Raw genomic sequence first — 17693 nt, 5'->3', positions numbered from 1 at the left:
CCGCGAAACTCCTGGTTCAGGTCGTGGGTACGACCGTAGTGCTCCAGCAGTTCCCGCGACAGCCCTCGCCGGCCACCACGATGACGTCACGCCCGCCGCTCAGGCTGTACTCATAGACCCGCAGCCGCTCGGTGATCTGCTCGCGCACGTCGGTCGCCGCCGCGTTGAGGGCCGTCTGTACCTGTCGCTCGTTGCGCTCGGTCAGATGGCGCATGGTCAGGCTGGTCAGCAGGACGCCGAACAGAAAGACGCCGAGACTCCAGCGTACGCGAGAGGATTTGTACAGCCTGCTGAACATGAAGCCCCGGGTGGCAAAGGGTGCCACGCCGTAGGTTAGGCGGTGCCAGGAGCGGGAAGCGCGGACGGAGCAGGGCCTCCACCCGACCTGGCGGTAACAGCTAGCCCATCGGCGGGAAAAAAGGCTTTCTTGATACCGCGGATCGGTCGTCGGGCCGAGGCGCAGCGGGCGATACGCGCAAAGCGGCAGGCCAGAGCAAGTTCACGCGCCAATCAGTTTGCTGTTTCTGACGAGTGGTCTAGGCACCATCCGCGTCCGGGGCGGTTTGCTGACCTGCCGGACAGCAAAAAGGAAGAGCCGACCTGACGTCGGCTCTCCCTTTTAGGGACTTGTCGCGGACTAGATGCGGAAGCCGCCCACCAGCCGCTGCAGACGACCGGCCTCGGCTTCCAGGGCAGTGCAGGCTGCCAGGGTGGCCTGGAGGTTGTCGACGCCCTGCTGGTTCAGCAGGTTGATCTCGCTGATGTCCATGTTCAGGGTCTCCACCACCGAGGTCTGCTCCTCGGTCGCGGTGGCCACCGACTGGTTCTGGCCGTCGATCTCGCCGATGCGTTCGGTCACGCTGCCCAGCCGCTCGCCGGCGCTCTTGGCCACCTGCATGCTGTGGGCGCTCTGCCGCTGGCTTTCCTGCATCAGGGCCACGGCGTCGCGCGAGCCGGTCTGCAGCTCCTCGATCATCTGCTGGATCTGCTGCGCCGAACTCTGGGTACGGCTGGCCAGGGAACGTACCTCGTCGGCCACCACGGCGAAACCACGCCCGGCCTCACCGGCGCGCGCCGCCTCGATGGCGGCATTGAGCGCCAGCAGGTTGGTCTGCTCGGAGATGCCGCGAATCACTTCGAGGATCTGGCCGATGTTGGCGGTCTTGCCGTTGAGCGCCTCGATATGCTCGCAACTGGTGCCGATCTTGGCCGACAGCGCCTGCATGGCGTGCAGGGCTTCGTCCAGCACCTCACGGCCCTCCTCGCCCTGGGCACGGGCCGTGCTGGCCTCGCCGGAGGCATGGGCGGCATTGCGGGCGATCTCCTGGGCGGCAGCGCCCAGTTCGTTGATGGCGGCAGCCACGCTGGTGGTGCGCTGGGCCTGAAGATCCGACTGCTGCATGGAGGATTGCGACGACTCCAGCACCCGGCGCGTGCCTTGATTCAGCTCGCCGGTGCTCTGGGCCACGTCGCGGATCGAGGTGTGGATCCGCGCCACGAATTTGTTGAAGGCCTCGGCCAGGGCGCCGAATTCGTCACGGGCCTGCACCGGCAGGCGGCGGGTCAGATCGCCCTCCCCTTCGGCGATGTCGGCCATGGCGCGGGTCAGGTCGTGCAACGGGCGCAGCAGGACGCGGATCAGCAGCCCCAGCAGCAGGATGATGGCGATCACCGCCACCAGGGTGGCGACGATGGCCAGGTTGCGCGCCTGGGTCACCGGGGCATAGGCCTTGGCCTGGTCGATGGACAGGCCCAGGTACCACTTGACCGAGGGCAGGCCTGCGACCGGGGTGAAGCTCACCAGGCGGTCGCTGCCATTCTGGGTGACGACGTGCAGACCGGGCTGCAGGGACGGGGTCTGCTCGGGGAAGACGTCCTTGAGGGTCTTGAGCACCTGCTCGGGGTGGCTGCTGACCAGCACCTTGCCGTCGCCGTCGACCAGGAAGGCTTCGCCGAGGCCGCCGACGTTGAGCGAGGTGATGATCTCCACCAGCGCCGAGAGGTTGAGGTCGCCGGCCACCACGCCCGCGAGTTGGCCATCGCGCTGCAGCGGCGTGGCGATGGTCACGCCCAGCTGTCCGGAGGAGGCGAAGATATAGGGCGGGGTCAACACCGTGGTGCCGGCGGCGGTGGCGGCCGCGTACCAGGGCCGCTTGCGCGGATCGTAGCCGGCCGGCAGGTTGCGCAGCGGACGGGTGGTGTAGGTGCCGTCCACCTCGCCCAGGTAGGTGGAATCGAAGTTGCCGGTGTAGATCTTCTGGTCCAGCAGACCGACCAGGCCTTCGGGCGAGCGATCGCGCGCCAGGGTCTGGGCTTCGCCTTCGATGAGCTTGACCCGCGCATCCAGCCAATAGGCGACGTTGCCGGCGGTGACCCGGCCGGTTTCCGCGAGGTTGGCACTCAGGCTCTGGTCGATGGCCTGGCGTTGCAGATAGGCATTGAAACCGGCGGAAGCGGCCAACGCGGTGGTGATCACCAGCGCCGCGACCAGCAGGATCTTGTGGCTGAATTTCAGGTGTCGCTTCATACAGGTCTGCGTCCGTAGCCAGGGTGGAGCCATGCCGGATTCAGGGCATGGCGATCTCACTCTTTATCGGGCGGCCACGTTACGACTTGAGCGGAGCGGCACCCTCTTTTCGGGTGCCCGCGCTAGATGCGGAAGCCGCCCACCAGCCGCTGCAGGCGACCGGCCTCGGCTTCCAGGGCGGTGCAAGCCGCCAGGGTGGCCTGGAGGTTGTCGACGCCCTGCTGGTTCAGCAGGTTGATCTCGCTGATGTCCATGTTCAGGGTCTCCACCACCGAGGTCTGCTCCTCGGTCGCGGTGGCCACCGACTGGTTCTGGCCGTCGATCTCGCCAATGCGTTCGGTCACGCTGCCCAGCCGCTCGCCGGCGCTCTTGGCCACCTGCATGCTGTGGGCGCTCTGCCGCTGGCTTTCCTGCATCAGGGCCACGGCGTCGCGCGAGCCGGTCTGCAGCTCCTCGATCATCTGCTGGATCTGCTGCGCCGAACTCTGAGTACGGCTGGCCAGGGAACGTACCTCGTCGGCCACCACGGCGAAACCACGCCCGGCCTCACCGGCGCGCGCCGCCTCGATGGCGGCATTGAGCGCCAGCAGGTTGGTCTGCTCGGAGATGCCGCGAATCACTTCGAGGATCTGGCCGATGTTGGCGGTCTTGCCGTTGAGCGCCTCGATATGCTCGCAACTGGTGCCGATCTTGGCCGACAGCGCCTGCATGGCGTGCAGGGCTTCGTCCAGCACCTCACGGCCCTCCTCGCCCTGGGCACGGGCCGTGCTGGCCTCGCCGGAGGCATGGGCGGCATTGCGGGCGATCTCCTGCGCGGCAGCGCCCAGCTCGTTGATCGCCGCGGCCACGCTGGTGGTGCGCTGGGCCTGAAGATCCGACTGCTGCATGGACGACTGCGAGGCTTCCAGCACCTGGCGGGTGCCCTGGTTGAGTTCGCCGGTGCTCTGGGCCACGTCACGGATCGAGGTATGGATCCGCGCCACGAAGTGGTTGAAGGCCTCGGCCAGGGCGCCGAATTCGTCGCGGGACTGCACCGGCAGGCGGCAGGTCAGATCGCCCTCGCCTTCGGCGATGTCGTCCATGGCGCGGGTCAGGTCGTGCAGCGGGCGCAGCAGGACGCGGATCAGCAGCCCCAGCAGCAGGATGATGGCGAGCACCGCCACCAGGGTGGCGACGATGGCCAGGTTGCGCGCCTGGGTCACTGGGGCATAGGCCTTGGCCTGGTCGATGGACAGCGCCAGGTACCACTTGACCGAGGGCAGGCCATTGACCGGGGTGAAGCTCACCAGGCGGTCGCTGCCGTTCTGCAGGACGTGATGGAAGCCCGGGGCCAGGCTCGGCGTCTGCTCGGGGAAGACGTCCTTGAGCGATTTCAGCACCTGATCGGCGTGGCTGCTGACCAGGATCTTGCCATCACCGTCCACCAGGAAGGCTTCGCCCAGGCCGCCGGCGTCCAGCGAGGTGATCATCTTCATCAGGCTGTCCATCACCAGATCGCCGGCCACCACGCCGACCAGCTTGCCGTTCTGCAGGACCGGCGCGGCGATGGTGATGCACAGGAAACTCTGCGGCGGCGCGGTGAGATAGGGCTCGGTGAGGATGGGGCCGCCGGCGCTGACCGCGGCCTTGTACCAGTCGCGCTGGCGGGCATCGTAGCCGGCCTCCATGGGCGTATGGGGTCGGTCGGTGAAGGTGCCGTCGACCTCACCCAGGTAGGTGGAATCGAAGTTGCTCGTGTAGAGCTTCTGTTCGAGCAGGCCCACCGCATTGGCCAGGCTGCTGTCGCGGGACAGGGCCTGCGCCTGGCTGTCGATCAGCTTGACCCGCGCGTCCAGCCAATAGGCGATGTTGCCAGCGGTGATGCGCCCGATCTCGCCCAGCGAGGCTTCGAGACTCTGGGTGATGGCCTGGCGCTGCAGATAGGCGTTGAAGCTGGCGAAGCCAGCCAGGGCCAGGGTCACCACCAGGGCGGCCGCCAGCAGGATCTTGTGGCTGAATTGGAGCGAGCGTTTCATGGTTACCACGCGTAAGGCTGGGGAGTGGGCGGCCACGCTCCTCGCAACTAGTTATTGCGATAGGCATCGAGAGGGCGAACCGACCGGGGGACGATCGAGGCCACACTATTTACGCTCAAATCTGACTTTTTGGCCGGACACAACCGATAAACGTTCTCACATAACCGATGTCTGGCCGGTCCGGTCTAGAGCAGGCTGAATCCCTTCAGCAGGAGCAGGCCGAGATTGGTGGTCAGCATCCCCCCCAGGGTACTGAGCACCACGATGGTCGCCGCTAGCTGGGCATTGCTGCCGGCGGCGCGGGCCATGACGAAACTCGACGCCGCCGTCGGACACCCCAGATAGAGAAAGAGGATGCCCAGCGCCGGCCCCTGGATGCCCAGCGCCAGGGCGCCCAGCACGCCCAGCAGCGGAATCCAGACGATCTTCCACAGGCTGGCACCCAGCGCCAGGCCGCTGCTCTCGCGCAGCGAGGCCAGCGACAGGGTGGCGCCGATGCACATCAGCGCCAGCGGCAGGGTGAGCCCGGCGAAATAGTGCGCCGAGGTGTCCAGCCAGCGCGGCAGGTGCCACTGGAAATAGGCGAAGGGAATCGCCAGCAGGATGCCGATGATCAGCGGGTTGCCGAGAATGCTGCGCAGGAGGGTGCGCCAGTTGGCCTCCAGGTGCGGACTGTAGATCGCCAGCACGATGGCCGAGAGGACGTTGTAGAAGAGGATGACCATGCCGGCCATGATCCCGCCCACCGACAGCCCATAGTCGCCGTACTGGGTCGTCGCCAGGGCCAGGCCGACGATGCCGCAGTTGCCGCGAAAGGCGCCCTGCACATAGACGCCGCGATCGGCATGGGGGCAGCGCCAGATCGCCCAGCCCCAGGCGGCCAGGAAACTCGCCACCGTGGCCAGGGCGAAGTAGCCCAGCAGCAACGGCTGCAGCGCCTCGCCGAGATCGGCCTTGAGGATGCCGAGAAACAGCAGGGTCGGCATGGTGGCGCGAAACACCAGCGCCGAGGCGGTGTTGATGAAGGGGGTATCGATCCAGCCCAGCCGCTTGAGCACGCAGCCCAGCAGCACCAGGGCGAAGACCGGGGCGGTGACGTCGAAGGTCGCCTGGACCAGGGCAAGCACGTCGGACATGGCGGAAGGCATCGCGGGAACGGCTCGCGATGGTAGCAGGCACGACGCGCCACGGGGCCCTTCCTTCCGTCATCGCGAAGTGACATCAGTCAATGCTTAGCTTACTATCTACCCGCCCGATCCAGACGACGCCCCCGATCCAGCCCCCGCTTCGCCTCAACGCGACCGCTCTAGCTTCCTGCCAGGGAAGCCGGCGAAGGGGTGGAACAATAAGACAGACAACAGGTTCAGACGTAGCAGACGACAGATCCGCATGCGGTTCCGATTTGCGATGTCGTCGATCGAGTCGAAGTCTCTTTTCACGATTGCATTGCGAGCGCTGCCATGACTGTCACTTCCAACGCGAGACCGGGAGGCCTGCCTGCCAGGTTACTCGGCATCCTGTTCATCCTCCTGGGCCTCGCCCTCTTGGGGCTGGGCATCAAACTGGCCACCCTCGGGGGCTCCCTGTATTACCTCGGCGGCGGCGTGCTGCTCGCCCTGAGTGGTTATCTGCTGTGCATCCGGCGGGCCAGCGGGGTCTGGGTCTATGCCTTCTTCCTGGTGGTCTCCACCGCCTGGGCCGTACTGGAAGTCCAGTTCGACTGGTGGCAGCTGGTACCGCGCCTGGCGCTCTGGTTCGTCCTCGGCCTGGTCCTGCTGATCCCGGTGTTCCGCCGTCCGCTGGACAGCCGTAGCGGCGGCCTGCCGCTGGCCGGCTCCCTGGTGATCGCGGCGGTCGTCGCCCTGGTCGCCCAGTTCGTCAACTACAACCGTCTGGACGGTGACCTGGGCCGCGACACCGCGGGCACCCAGAGCGCCGCGCCCGCCGTTGCCGATGGCGACTGGCCGTCCTATGGCCGCACCGCCTTCGGTGATCGCTACTCGCCGCTCAAGCAGATCGACGTCAACAACGTGAAGACCCTGGAGCCCGCCTGGACCTTCCGTACCGGCGACATTCCCGGCCCGAACGATCCCCAGGAGACCACCGCGGAAAACACCCCGCTCAAGGTCAACGGCATGCTCTATGTGTGCACGCCGCACAGCCAGGTGATCGCCGTGGACCCCGACAGCGGCAAGGAAATCTGGCGCTTCGATCCCAAGCTGAGCACCCAGCACGCCGACAGCTTCAAGGGCTGGGCGCACATGACCTGCCGCGGCGTGGCCTACCATGACGACGCCACCTACGCCGGCACCACTACCGCGGGCCAGAGCCCGGCCACCGGCAACGCCGTGCCGGTCGACGAGCAGAGCACCCCGGTCGCCAGCAGCTGCCCGCGCCGCCTGTTCCTGCCCACCGCCGACACCCGCCTGATCGCCCTCAACGCCGACACCGGCAAGGTGTGCAGCGACTTCGGCGACAACGGCCAGGTCGACCTCACCGCCAACATGGGCAGCTTCACGCCCGGCGGCTACTACTCCACCTCGCCGCCGGCGGTGACCCGCAACCTGGTGATCATCGGTGGCCACGTCACCGACAACGTCTCCACCGACGAGCCGTCCGGCGTGATCCGTGCCTATGACGTGCACACTGGCAAGCTGGTGTGGAACTGGGACAGCGGCAATCCGGACGCCACCGCGCCCATCGCCGCCGATGGCATCTATACCCGCAACTCGCCCAACATGTGGTCGATGATGGCCGTCGATGAAAAGGTCGGCATGGTCTATCTGCCCATGGGCAACCAGATGCCCGACCAGTGGGGCGGTGACCGTACCCCGGCCTCCGAGAAGTACAGCGCCGGCGTGGTCGCCCTCGACATCGCCACCGGCAAGGTGCGCTGGAACTACCAGTTCACCCACCATGACCTCTGGGACATGGACGTGGGCGGGCAGCCGACCCTGGTGGACATCAAGACCGAAGGCGGCGTGAAACCCGCGCTGATGGCCTCGACCAAGCAGGGCAGCATCTATGTGCTGGACCGCACCAACGGTCAGCCCATCTACCCGATCAAGGAAACCCCGGTGCCCCAGGGCGCGGTGGAAGGCGACCATACCTCGCCGACCCAGCCGGTCTCCTCGATCAACCTGGCCGCGCCGACCCTCAAGGAAAGCGACATGTGGGGCGGTACGCCCTTCGACCAGGCGCTGTGCCGCATCGCCTTCCGCGAGCACCGCTACGAGGGCATCTACACCCCGCCGTCCACGCAAGGGTCGATCGTCTACCCGGGTAACTTCGGCGTGTTCGACTGGGGCGGCATCTCGGTCGATCCGGTGCGCCAGATCGCCTTCCTCAACCCCAGCTACATGGCCTTCACCTCCAAGCTGGTCCCGCGTGAGGAAATCGCCAACCAGCCGGCGCGCAAGAGCGAGACCGAGGGCATCCAGCCCAACAAGGGCGCGCCCTACGGCGTGATCCTGTCGGCCTTCCTGTCGCCCCTGGGCCTGCCTTGCCAGGCACCCGCCTGGGGCTACGTGGCCGGTCTCGACCTGACCACCGGCAAACTGGTCTACAAGCACAAGAACGGCACCGTGCGCGACAACTCGCCGGTTCCGCTGCCCCTGCCCATGGGCGTGCCCAGCCTGGGCGGCACCGTCACCACCGCCGGTGGCGTGGCCTTCCTGAGCGGCACCCTGGACCAGTACCTGCGCGCCTATGACGTGAAGAACGGCAAGGAACTGTGGAAAGGCCGCCTGCCGGCCGGTGGGCAGACCACCCCCATGACCTATACCGGCAAGGACGGTCGCCAGTATGTGCTGGTCTACGCCGGCGGCCATGGCTCGCTGGGCACCAAGCAGGGTGACTACGTGATGGCCTTCGCCCTGCCCGAGAAGAAGTAACGGCGCCTGCGCCTGAGCTCCCCTCTCCTCCGGGAGAGGGGTCGGGACGAGGATGCTTCGAGCATTTTGACATCCTGTTGGAACCCCCCTCGCCCCAAACCGAAATCCCGGCCCAGCCGGGATTTTTTTCGCCTGGGTTTCTCCCTCCACGAAAAGGGCGGCCGCGAGGGCTCTTCTCCTCCCCTTCTGGGAGAGAGCTGGGCTGATAGACCCCAGGCACCCGAGGCCCGGCGGAAAAGACTGCGCCGTTTTCCACGCTACGGCGTCAAGGCCGCGCCCCGAACCGCTCCCTCCTGGGAGAGGGCTGGGGTGAGGGCGGACCCCGCTCCATCCCTTCCCCCTGACTCGGTTAAGCTACCCCCATGCCCACCTCCGCCCCCCTCCACCGCCGCCTGCGCCTGGCCAATGGCCTGGCCGTCGCCCTGTGGCACGATCCCGAGCTGCCCCAGGCGGCCGCCCTGGCACGCATCGGCGCCGGCAGTCACCAGGCGCCGCGGGCCTTTCCGGGGCTGGCGCACTTTCTCGAACACCTGTTCTTTCTCGGCAGCCGACGCTATCCGATGGCGGACGGCCTGATGCCGCTGGTGCAGCGCCTCGGCGGCGAACTCAACGCCAGCACCCGCGAGACCACCACCGACTTCTTCTTCGCCTTGGCCCCCGAGCACCTGGCCGCCGGCCTGGACCGCCTGCTGGACATGCTCGCCGCGCCTCTGCTGGTACCAGACGCCCAGCGCCGCGAGCGCGAGGTACTGCACGCCGAATTCATCGCCTGGGCACGCAGCGCCGATACCCGCCGCGACCTGGCCCTGGCCGCCGGCCTGCCCGCCATGCATCCGGCCGCCGGCTTCCACGCCGGCAACCGCTACAGCCTGCCGCTGCAGCGCCCGACCTTCCAGACTGCTCTGCATGACTTCCAGCAACAGCACTACCGGGCGGAAAATGCCCTGCTGGTGCTGGCCGGGCCGCAACCGCTGGCCGAATTGGCAGAGCTGGCCCGCGAGCACGGCGCCCTGCTGCCACCTGGCGCGGCGCCCAGCTCCGTAACGCCGCAAGCGCTCCCGGCTACAGGCGAACACTGGCAGACCATGACCGCCACGCCGCCCAGCCTGGCCCTGCAATTCGCCCTCGACGACCTGTCGCCCGGCAGCTGGGAAGCGGCGGAGCTGCTGGAAACCCTGCTGCTCGGCGAGCATCCCGGCGGCCTGCCCGCGATCCTGCGCGAGGCGGGCCAGGCCGCACGGCTCAGCCTCGCCTGGCCCTATCGCCAGGCACGCCAGGGCCTGCTCCGACTGGATCTCACGCCCGGCCCTCAGGCCAGTCCCGGCGGCCTGACCAGCACCCTGTTCGCCTGGCTGGACGCCCTGCGCCAGACACCCCTCGCCGCGCTGCAGCAGGGCCACGCCGAACGAGTCCAGCGCCAGTGGGCCACCCTGCCCGCCCTGGCGCTGGTAAGGCGCTTGGGTGAACGCCTCTGGCTGGATCGGCCGGGAGACGCCTGGCCACACCCGGCCCTCTCGCCTGCCGCCCAGGCCGCCTGGCCACGGCTGCTCGCGCAACTGGTTCCGGAGCGCCTCAGCGGTTTCGCCGCCGGCCTGACCGATTCACCGGACAGAGCATCGTCCGTCGCCGCCAGCTTTAGCCTGCCACCGCCCAATCCTTTGCTCGCTGAACCCGTCGTTCCGAGCGCTCCGGCGATGCAATCCTGGCCGATCAGCCAGGCCCTCGCGCCCCAGCAGCGCGAAGGTCTGCTGTTCCTGCGCTGGCAATGGCCGGAACCGGCACCGGTCGCGCCGGACGCCCGGGTGCTGGGCGCGCTCCCCCGGCTGGCCGCCGAAGCAGGCGTCAACCTGCGCTGGAGTCCGCCCGGGGCGCCCTGGGAATTGCGGCTGCAGGGCTGGGCCGCGGCGCTGCCGGCGGTGTTGGAGCAGGCACTTGGCAGCCTGGTGGCAGAGCTGGATAACAGCAGACCGGCACCCGTGGTACCGCCCGAGCCCATGCTGATCCGCCAGTTGCTCAAGGTCCTGCCCGAGCGACTGACCGCGGTCACGCCCCTGGCAGTGAATGGAAAGGGCCCGCGCTGGCAGGCCCTGGCCTGCGGCCTGCCCAGGACGGCGCAGGCGTCCCTGGCCGCCCTCGCGCCGCCGCCCCGGCCCCGGCCCCGGCCCCGGCCCCGGGCAAGGCTGCTGGGCGAACCGCATGGCTGCACCGGTCGCCACTGGCACCCCGAACCCAGCGCCGATGCCCAGCAGGCGCTCCTGCTGTTCTGCCCGCAACCCGATGCGCGACCTGGCACCGAAGCCGCCTGGCGGCTGCTGGCGGCGCGCCTGCAAGGACCGCTGTTCCAGCGCCTGCGCAGCGAGCGGCAACTGGGCTATGCGGTGTTTTCCGCCTATCGCCAGCTGGGCGATCACGGCGGCCTGCTGATCGGCGTGCAGTCGCCCCATGCGCAGGCGGCGGAGCTCCTCGCGGAAATCGAGGGCTGCCTGGCCGCCAGCCTGGCCGCGGTGCAGGCCGAGGCCGTGACACTGGCGCAGAACATTCGCCAGCTGGTGCGCGACTTCAGTCCCGCCACCCCTCAGCGCGCCGCCCTGGCCGAGCGGCTCTGGTGGGGTTTCCAGCGCAGCGGTGCGCTGGATCTTGCGCCCCTGCAGCAAGCCCTGGCCGCCCTGGACGACGGGGCCCTGCAGCAGGCCTGGCAGCAACTCACCGCCGCCGACGCGCCGCGCTTCGCCCTGGCCAATGCCAGCGCGCCATCCGGCTGGATGTCATAGCTTTCAACACTTTCCCGGGAGCGTGGGCCGTTGCCGGCGGTCAATCTGTTGCAGGATCGGTAAGACAGTTATGTCCGCCGGACCGCCAGCGATTCGTCGCGGCAAAAACCCTTAGCTAGGTAACATTTGTTAAACTCAGCGACCGGATCCATCCGGCTTTCGCAGTCAAAAGAGGAGACCTCCCATGTGGACCAAGCCTGCCTACACTGACCTGCGCATCGGCTTCGAAGTCACCATGTACTTCGCCAACCGTTGATGCGCCCCACGCCCCGGTTCGCCGGGGCGTACTTTTTCCAGGTTCAGCCTTTCCCATGCATATCCAGATTCTCGGCTCCGCCGCCGGCGGTGGCTTTCCCCAGTGGAACTGCAATTGCGTCAATTGCGATGGCTTCCGCAAGGGCACCCTCAGGGCCCAGGCCCGCACCCAGTCCTCCATCGCCCTGTCCGACGACGGGGTGAACTGGATCCTGTGCAACGCCTCGCCCGACATCCGCGCCCAACTGGCCGGCTTCGCCCCGCTGCAACCGGCGCGCGCCCTGCGTGACACCGGCATCCGCGCCATCGTCCTGCTGGACAGCCAGATCGACCACACCACCGGCCTGCTCAGCCTGCGCGAAGGCTGCCCCCACGAGGTCTGGTGCACCGAGATGGTCCACCAGGACCTGACCACCGGCTTTCCGCTGTTCAACATGCTCGCGCACTGGAACGGCGGGCTCAGCTGGCAGCCCATCGCCCTGAGCGGCAGCTTCACCATCCCGGCCTGCCCGGATCTGGAATTCACGCCCTTCCCGCTGCGCAGCGCCGCGCCGCCCTATTCGCCCCATCGCCACGATCCGCACCCGGGCGACAACCTGGGCCTGCTGGTCCACGACCGGCGCACCGGCGGCAAGCTGTTCTATGCCCCGGGCCTCGGCCAGCCGGATGCCGCCCTGCTGGAGCTGATGGGCCAGGCCGACTGCCTGCTGGTGGACGGCACCCTCTGGACCGACGACGAGATGCAGCGTCGCGGCGTGGGCACCCGTACCGGCACCGAGATGGGCCACCTGCCGCAGAGTGGTCCCGGCGGCATGCTGGAGGTGCTGGCCGGCTTCGAGCGCCAGCGCAAGGTGCTGATCCACATCAACAACACCAATCCGATCCTGGACGAAGACTCCCCCGAGCGCGCCATCGTCGAGCGCCAGGACGTGGAAGTCGCCTGGGACGGGATGTCCATCGAGTTGTGAACGCCATGCCCAACGCCCTCACCCCCGCCGAATTCGAAGCCGCCCTGCGCGCCAAGGGCGACCTCTACCATATCCACCACCCCTACCACGTGGCCATGTACCAGGGTCGCGCCAGCCGCGAGCAGATCCAGGGTTGGGTGGCCAACCGCTTCTACTACCAGGTCAACATCCCGCTCAAGGACGCCGCCATCCTGGCCAACTGCCCGGATCGCGAGATCCGTCGCGAATGGGTGCAGCGCATCCTCGACCATGACGGCGAGCCCGGCAGCGAAGGCGGCATCGAGGCCTGGCTGCGCCTGGCCGAGGCCACCGGCCTGGACCGCGAGCAGGTGCTCTCCCAGGAACTGGTGCTGCCCGGGGTACGCTTCGCGGTGGACGCCTACGTCAACTTCGCCCGCCGCGCCTCCTGGCAGGAAGCCGCCAGCAGCTCCCTGACCGAGCTGTTCGCGCCGCAGATCCACCAGTCGCGCCTGGACGCCTGGCCGACCCACTATCCCTGGATCGATCCGGCCGGCTACGAATACTTTCGCACCCGCCTGGGCCAGGCCCGCCGCGATGTCGAGCACGGCCTGCAGATCACCCTGCAGCACTACACCACCTGGGACGCCCAGCAGCGCATGCTGGAGATCCTGCAGTTCAAGTTGGACATCCTCTGGACCATGCTCGACGCCATGAGCATGGCCTACGAGCTGCACCGCCCGCCCTATCACAGCGTCACCGCCGAGCGTCGCTGGCACCGAGGAATCGACCTATGAGCTTCGACCGCACCCAGGTGCCGCGCTGGCGCCCCGGCTACCGCTTCCAGTTCGAGCCGGCGCAGGACGCCCATGTGCTGCTCTATCCCGAAGGGATGATCAAGCTCAACGACAGCGCCGCCGCCATCGGCGGGCTGATCGACGGCCAGCGTGACGTGGCCGCCATCATCGCTATCCTCGACGAACGCTTCCCCGGCGTGCCCGAGCTGGACGTCGACGTCGAACAATTCATGGAGGTCGCCCGTGCAGAGCACTGGCTCCTGCTCGGCTAGCACTAGCCTGCCGGGCACGCCTATGCAACTACCCCAGCCCCCAACGGTGGCAGCGCCCAGCGTCGGCCTGCCCCTGTGGCTGCTGGCCGAGGTCACCTATCGCTGTCCGCTGCAGTGCCCCTATTGCTCCAATCCCCTGGACTTCGCCGCCCAGGGTCGCGAGCTGACCACCGCGCAGTGGTTCAAGGTGATGGCCGAGGCACGGGAGATGGGCGCCGCCCAGATCGGCTTCTCCGGGGGCGAACCCCTGGTGCGCCAGGACCTCGCCGAGCTGATCCGCGAGGCGCGCCGGCTGGGCTACTACACCAACCTCATCACCTCCGGCATCGGCCTCACCGAGGCGCGCATCGCCGAATTCAAGGAGGCCGGCCTGGACCATATCCAGATCAGCTTCCAGGCCAGCGACGAACAGGTGAACAACCTGCTGGCCGGCTCGAAGAAGGCCTTCGCCCAGAAGCTGGCCATGGCCAAGGCGGTCAAGGCCCATGGCTACCCGATGGTGCTCAACTTCGTCACCCACCGGCACAACATCGATCGCATCGACCAGATCATCGACCTCTGCCTTGCCCTGGAAGCCGACTTCGTCGAACTCGCCACCTGCCAGTTCTACGGCTGGGCCGAGCGCAATCGCGCTGGCCTGTTGCCGACCAAGGCCCAGCTGGAGCGCGCCGAACGCATCACCAACGAGTACCGCACGCGCCTCAAGGCCGAGAACCATCCCTGCAAGCTGATCTTCGTCACCCCGGACTACTACGAAGAGCGGCCCAAGGCCTGCATGGACGGCTGGGGCAAGCTGTTCCTGACCATCACGCCGGACGGTACCGCCCTGCCCTGCCATGGCGCCCGGCAGATGCCCATCGCCTTCCCCAATGTGAAGGAGCAGGACCTGCGGCACATCTGGTACGACTCCTTCGGCTTCAACCTCTACCGCGGCTACGACTGGATGCCCGAGCCCTGCCGCTCCTGCGACGAGAAGGAAAAGGACTACGGTGGCTGCCGCTGCCAGGCCTTCATGCTCACCGGCGATGCGCGCAACGCCGACCCGGTCTGCGCCAAGTCGCCGCACCACGACCTCATCCTCGCCGCTCGCGCGGAAGCCGAGACCACCACGCTGGGCATCGAAGACCTGCAATTCCGCAACGCGCGCAACTCGCGGTTGATCGCCAAGGCCTAGCGCCTTAGGCGGCGCCAGGCACGCCGAGGTCGCCGGCGGAATCCGGCCCCTCGTGCCAAGGCGCAGGCTAGTCGACGGGACTCACCACCCACGGCTCCGAGGCGTTTGCCTCCCGGCCGGGCAGTGACCATACTGCCCGGCCGGACCTTTTCCCCGCCTCGTCATGCCCTCGATACGCCCGCTGCGCCCCGCCGATATCCCGGCCGTCCTCGCCATCCAGGCGGCCAACTACCCCGCCGACCTGCTCGAAGACCACGCCTTCTACGCCAATCGCCTGGAGCTCGCCCCGGAACACTGCTGGGCGGCCCTGGACGCCGAGGCGCGATTGCAGGGCTATCTGATCGCCTATCCCTGGGACGACGGCCTGCCACCGGTGCTGGGCGCCCGGCTGGAGCAACTGCCGGGCGAGGCCTCGACCTGGTTCCTGCACGACTGCGCCGTGCACCCCGACGTCCAGGGCCAGGGCGTGGCCGGGCGGCTCTATCGCCACGCCAAGGGCCAGGCCCGGCGCGCCCGCCTGCGCCAGGGTCGACTGGTATCGCTGTCCAACGCCATCGGCTACTGGCAACGCCACCACTATCACCCGGTCCCGGCCGACGCCGCGCTCGAGGCCAAGCTGGTCGGCTATGGCGCCGGCGCCTGCCTGATGCAGCGCACTCTCGATACCGCGGACGCCGAGCACCTGTAAAACCTGCAAATCTAAATGCAAGTATTTCGCTTTCGTCTTAACATGGCCTAGCCCAGGAGGGCCTCCGCTGCCCGGCGCTCTGGCGCGGGTATCTTGATCGCCGTTACAAGGAATCCCTGATGAACATCGCTCCAGCGTCTTCGGCCAAGGGCCAGCGCGTCTTTTCCGTCACCCTGCTGGCCACCCTGCTGGCGCTGGGCGGGCAAACCGCCCAGGCGCGCTCCAGCTTCGAAGCCCCCGATCCGGACTACCACGGCGAGATCAAGGCCAGCCCCGTCACCGGCACCGCGATCCTGGCCGGCAGCGAGGTCGCACTGGACGGCCGCGGCTTCACCCCCGGTCAGCAGATCACCCTGTCCCGCGGCGGCGTGGCGCTCAACCCCGATGCCGCCTACGTGGCCGACGCCCAGGGCAACTTCAAGGCGACCCTGCGCATCCCCGAAGACGCCGCCCCCGGCCAGCACCCCATCGTCATCAGCACCGCCCAGCCTTCGGGCGCCGCGGTCTTCCCGCTCAAGGTCTCGCCGGTGGTGCCGCTATCCGGCGCCGACGCCTATAGCCTCACCGCGGTCAAACTGGTCCCCGGCCTCTACCAGGTGGACAGCAGCGCCAAGACCGGCGCCCTCTTCGTCACCTCGGCCGTGGGCCGCCCGCCGGTCAAGGTCTCGCAACTGCTCAAGCTCGACCCCAAGGACCTGGCCATCGAACGCCAGATCACCCCGGCCGCCGCCCCCGGCGCGGACGCCGGTGTCTACGCCGTCTACGGCGTGGGCGTGGACGATCGCAACGGCACCGTCTGGACCACCAACACCCGGCAGAACACCGTGGCGGTCTATCGCCAGAGCGACCTGGGCCTGGTCAAGCAATTCGCGCCCGGCCTCGTGCCCCATGCCCACACCGTGGTGGTCGACGAGACACTCGACCGCGCCTTCGCCTCGGCGGCCATGACCCCGGACATCATCAGCTTCGACGCCAAGACCCCGGCCCTGCGCAAGCGCATCGCCATCGAGTCGGGCGTACGCGGCGAGCAGTTCGCCGTGGTCGGCATGCATCTGGACCCGGCAGTGCACAAGCTCTACGCCGTCAGCCTGAAGACCAACGAAGCCGCGGTGATCGACGCCAAGACCGAGACCGTCGAGAAGGTCTTCCCGATCCAGGGCGCCAAGACCCCCATGGGCGTGGCCCACGATCCCCAGACCGATCGCCTGTTCATCACCGCCCAGGGCAGCGACAACCTGCTGATCGTCGACGCCAAGAGCGGCAAGACCCTGCACAACGTCACCACCGGTGCCGGGGCACTGAACGTGGCCTTCGACCCGGTCAAGCGCCTGGCCTACGTCACCAACCGCGGCGCCGGCACCCTGACCGTGGTCGACCCGGACGGCACCCTCAAGGCCAACCTGGAGCTGGGCACCTACCCCAACCATGCGGTGGTGGACGCCAAGGGCGTGGTCTACGCGGTCAACAAGGCCAAGGGCCAGGATGATGCCGAGGGGGATCGGATTACGCGGGTAGTGGCGAAGTAAGAGGCGCGTAGCCCCTGGCCTGGGCCGGGGCGGCGTTCGGCTTCTGGCTTTCGTAGGTTGGGTTGAGCGTCAGCGAAGCCCAACATCACGGGTCAGCCCTCGATACCTGACTTTACCTGCTGGTGCCCTAGCTGCTTATCAAGGTCTGTTGGAGGTTCTTGTTTCGCCCACCTGGGCGAGTCACTTTTGCCAGTCGCGGCAAAAGTAACCAAAACCGCTTGCCCCGACCATCCGGCCCTCCGCTGCGCTCCGGGTCCGCTCACGCCAGCGCCGTTCCGGGGTCGGCCTACACGGGCCGTCCATGGCCCGTTAGGCCTCTCGCCGCATCCATGCGGCTCGACCCACTCCACGACGCTGGCGTTCGCCCTCCTGAACGAGGCGATTCGCCAGCCTGAAAGTGTTGGTTGAAGAGCTATAACCGTCCGTAGCGTGGACAACGGCGGAGCTTTGTCCACTGATAGCGTCGGTATCCGCCCGTGGAAAACGCTGCGCGGTTTTCCACGCTACAAATCACTGTGAATACCGCAGCCTCAGACTTGCGCCCCGTCCCCGTCAGTGAGGCCGAGTTCCGGTGTCGTGGCGGGGGGTTGCGAGGCAGGACGCCGAGCAAGGCGCGAGGGGCAGGACGCCCCTTCGTGCCGTGCCCCCGCCACGGCGCCGGAGCGAGGGCACCCAGAGCGCAGCGTAGGGCCGAAACGTGGGGACAGCGTTTTTGGTTACTTTTTTGGCGACTGCAAAAAGTATTTCGCCCGGGTGGGCGAAACAAAAACCTCCAAAGCGCTCGATAACCAGCCCTGGCACCCAATAGCACAAGCGTTGGACTTCGCTAACGCTCAACCCAACCTACGT

General features: G+C 67.7%; 13 protein-coding genes and 2 pseudogenes. 9 read left to right on the top strand and 6 right to left on the bottom strand.

Features of this window, described 5'->3' with window-relative positions:
* Positions 1-16 precede the first annotated feature (16 nt).
* The 6 genes and pseudogenes from RCF34_RS16215 to RCF34_RS16200 form a co-directional block, all read right to left on the bottom strand.
* Positions 17-298, bottom strand: a complete 282-nt coding sequence (locus RCF34_RS16215; protein ID WP_308709088.1) for a hypothetical protein — start codon at positions 296-298, stop codon at positions 17-19.
* A gap of 339 nt (positions 299-637) precedes the next feature.
* The gene (locus tag RCF34_RS23130; protein ID WP_374941207.1) at positions 638-1402 is read right to left on the bottom strand and encodes a methyl-accepting chemotaxis protein; all 765 of its coding nucleotides are present in this window, start codon (positions 1400-1402) and stop codon (positions 638-640) included.
* A gap of 93 nt (positions 1403-1495) precedes the next feature.
* A pseudogene (locus RCF34_RS23125) lies at positions 1496-2527 on the bottom strand (cache domain-containing protein); the annotation flags it as partial.
* Positions 2528-2649: 122 nt separating this feature from the next.
* A complete protein-coding gene (locus RCF34_RS23120) occupies positions 2650-3414 on the bottom strand; it encodes a methyl-accepting chemotaxis protein (protein WP_374941207.1) in 765 nt (254 codons plus the stop codon).
* A 93-nt stretch (positions 3415-3507) separates the two neighbouring features.
* Positions 3508-4542 (bottom strand): annotated as a pseudogene (locus RCF34_RS23115) (cache domain-containing protein); the annotation flags it as partial.
* A gap of 185 nt (positions 4543-4727) precedes the next feature.
* On the bottom strand, positions 4728-5669 hold the full coding sequence (locus RCF34_RS16200; protein ID WP_374941206.1) for an AEC family transporter: 942 nt from the start codon (positions 5667-5669) through the stop codon (positions 4728-4730).
* A 333-nt stretch (positions 5670-6002) separates the two neighbouring features.
* On the opposite strand from RCF34_RS16200, the gene RCF34_RS16195 reads away from it, so the two are divergent.
* The 9 genes from RCF34_RS16195 to RCF34_RS16155 all read left to right on the top strand — a co-directional run bounded on the left by RCF34_RS16195 (position 6003) and on the right by RCF34_RS16155 (position 16844).
* Positions 6003-8435, top strand: a complete 2433-nt coding sequence (locus tag RCF34_RS16195; protein ID WP_308709084.1) for a glucose/quinate/shikimate family membrane-bound PQQ-dependent dehydrogenase — start codon at positions 6003-6005, stop codon at positions 8433-8435.
* Positions 8436-8797: 362 nt separating this feature from the next.
* Positions 8798-11206, top strand: a complete 2409-nt coding sequence (gene pqqF / locus RCF34_RS16190; protein WP_308709083.1) for a pyrroloquinoline quinone biosynthesis protein PqqF — start codon at positions 8798-8800, stop codon at positions 11204-11206.
* Between the two features lie 184 nt (positions 11207-11390).
* Complete coding sequence (gene pqqA / locus RCF34_RS16185) at positions 11391-11462, top strand: pyrroloquinoline quinone precursor peptide PqqA (RefSeq protein ID WP_003243383.1); 72 nt, start codon at positions 11391-11393, stop codon at positions 11460-11462.
* Between the two features lie 55 nt (positions 11463-11517).
* Entirely contained in the window at positions 11518-12429 is a 912-nt protein-coding gene (gene pqqB, locus RCF34_RS16180) for a pyrroloquinoline quinone biosynthesis protein PqqB (protein WP_308709082.1), read from the top strand.
* Between the two features lie 5 nt (positions 12430-12434).
* Entirely contained in the window at positions 12435-13184 is a 750-nt protein-coding gene (gene pqqC, locus RCF34_RS16175) for a pyrroloquinoline-quinone synthase PqqC (protein ID WP_308709081.1), read from the top strand.
* A complete protein-coding gene (gene pqqD / locus RCF34_RS16170; RefSeq protein WP_308709080.1) occupies positions 13181-13456 on the top strand; it encodes a pyrroloquinoline quinone biosynthesis peptide chaperone PqqD in 276 nt (91 codons plus the stop codon). The genes pqqC and pqqD overlap by 4 nt, the downstream gene beginning before the upstream one ends.
* Before the next feature lie 22 nt (positions 13457-13478).
* On the top strand, positions 13479-14630 hold the full coding sequence (pqqE, locus tag RCF34_RS16165; RefSeq protein ID WP_308709079.1) for a pyrroloquinoline quinone biosynthesis protein PqqE: 1152 nt from the start codon (positions 13479-13481) through the stop codon (positions 14628-14630).
* 163 nt (positions 14631-14793) lie between these two features.
* Complete coding sequence (locus RCF34_RS16160; RefSeq protein ID WP_308709078.1) at positions 14794-15318, top strand: GNAT family N-acetyltransferase; 525 nt, start codon at positions 14794-14796, stop codon at positions 15316-15318.
* A gap of 119 nt (positions 15319-15437) precedes the next feature.
* The gene (locus RCF34_RS16155; protein ID WP_308709077.1) at positions 15438-16844 is read left to right on the top strand and encodes an ATP-binding protein; all 1407 of its coding nucleotides are present in this window, start codon (positions 15438-15440) and stop codon (positions 16842-16844) included.
* The last annotated feature ends 849 nt before the right edge of the window (positions 16845-17693 follow it).

The organism is Pseudomonas sp. 102515 (genome assembly GCF_031085165.1).
Taxonomy (GTDB): domain Bacteria; phylum Pseudomonadota; class Gammaproteobacteria; order Pseudomonadales; family Pseudomonadaceae; genus Chryseomonas.
This window is presented reverse-complemented; position numbering and strand designations above follow the sequence as displayed.

Coding starts and splice junctions, on each gene's coding strand:
- pqqB (WP_308709082.1), top strand. CDS start 11,518: ATGCATATCCAGATTCTCGGCTCCGCCGCCGGCGGTGGCTTTCCCCAG.
- RCF34_RS16215 (WP_308709088.1), bottom strand. CDS start 298: ATGTTCAGCAGGCTGTACAAATCCTCTCGCGTACGCTGGAGTCTCGGC.
- RCF34_RS23120 (WP_374941207.1), bottom strand. CDS start 3,414: ATGCAGCAGTCGGATCTTCAGGCCCAGCGCACCACCAGCGTGGCCGCG.
- pqqD (WP_308709080.1), top strand. CDS start 13,181: ATGAGCTTCGACCGCACCCAGGTGCCGCGCTGGCGCCCCGGCTACCGC.
- pqqF (WP_308709083.1), top strand. CDS start 8,798: ATGCCCACCTCCGCCCCCCTCCACCGCCGCCTGCGCCTGGCCAATGGC.
- RCF34_RS23130 (WP_374941207.1), bottom strand. CDS start 1,402: ATGCAGCAGTCGGATCTTCAGGCCCAGCGCACCACCAGCGTGGCTGCC.
- RCF34_RS16160 (WP_308709078.1), top strand. CDS start 14,794: ATGCCCTCGATACGCCCGCTGCGCCCCGCCGATATCCCGGCCGTCCTC.
- pqqC (WP_308709081.1), top strand. CDS start 12,435: ATGCCCAACGCCCTCACCCCCGCCGAATTCGAAGCCGCCCTGCGCGCC.
- pqqE (WP_308709079.1), top strand. CDS start 13,479: ATGCAACTACCCCAGCCCCCAACGGTGGCAGCGCCCAGCGTCGGCCTG.
- RCF34_RS16155 (WP_308709077.1), top strand. CDS start 15,438: ATGAACATCGCTCCAGCGTCTTCGGCCAAGGGCCAGCGCGTCTTTTCC.
- RCF34_RS16195 (WP_308709084.1), top strand. CDS start 6,003: ATGACTGTCACTTCCAACGCGAGACCGGGAGGCCTGCCTGCCAGGTTA.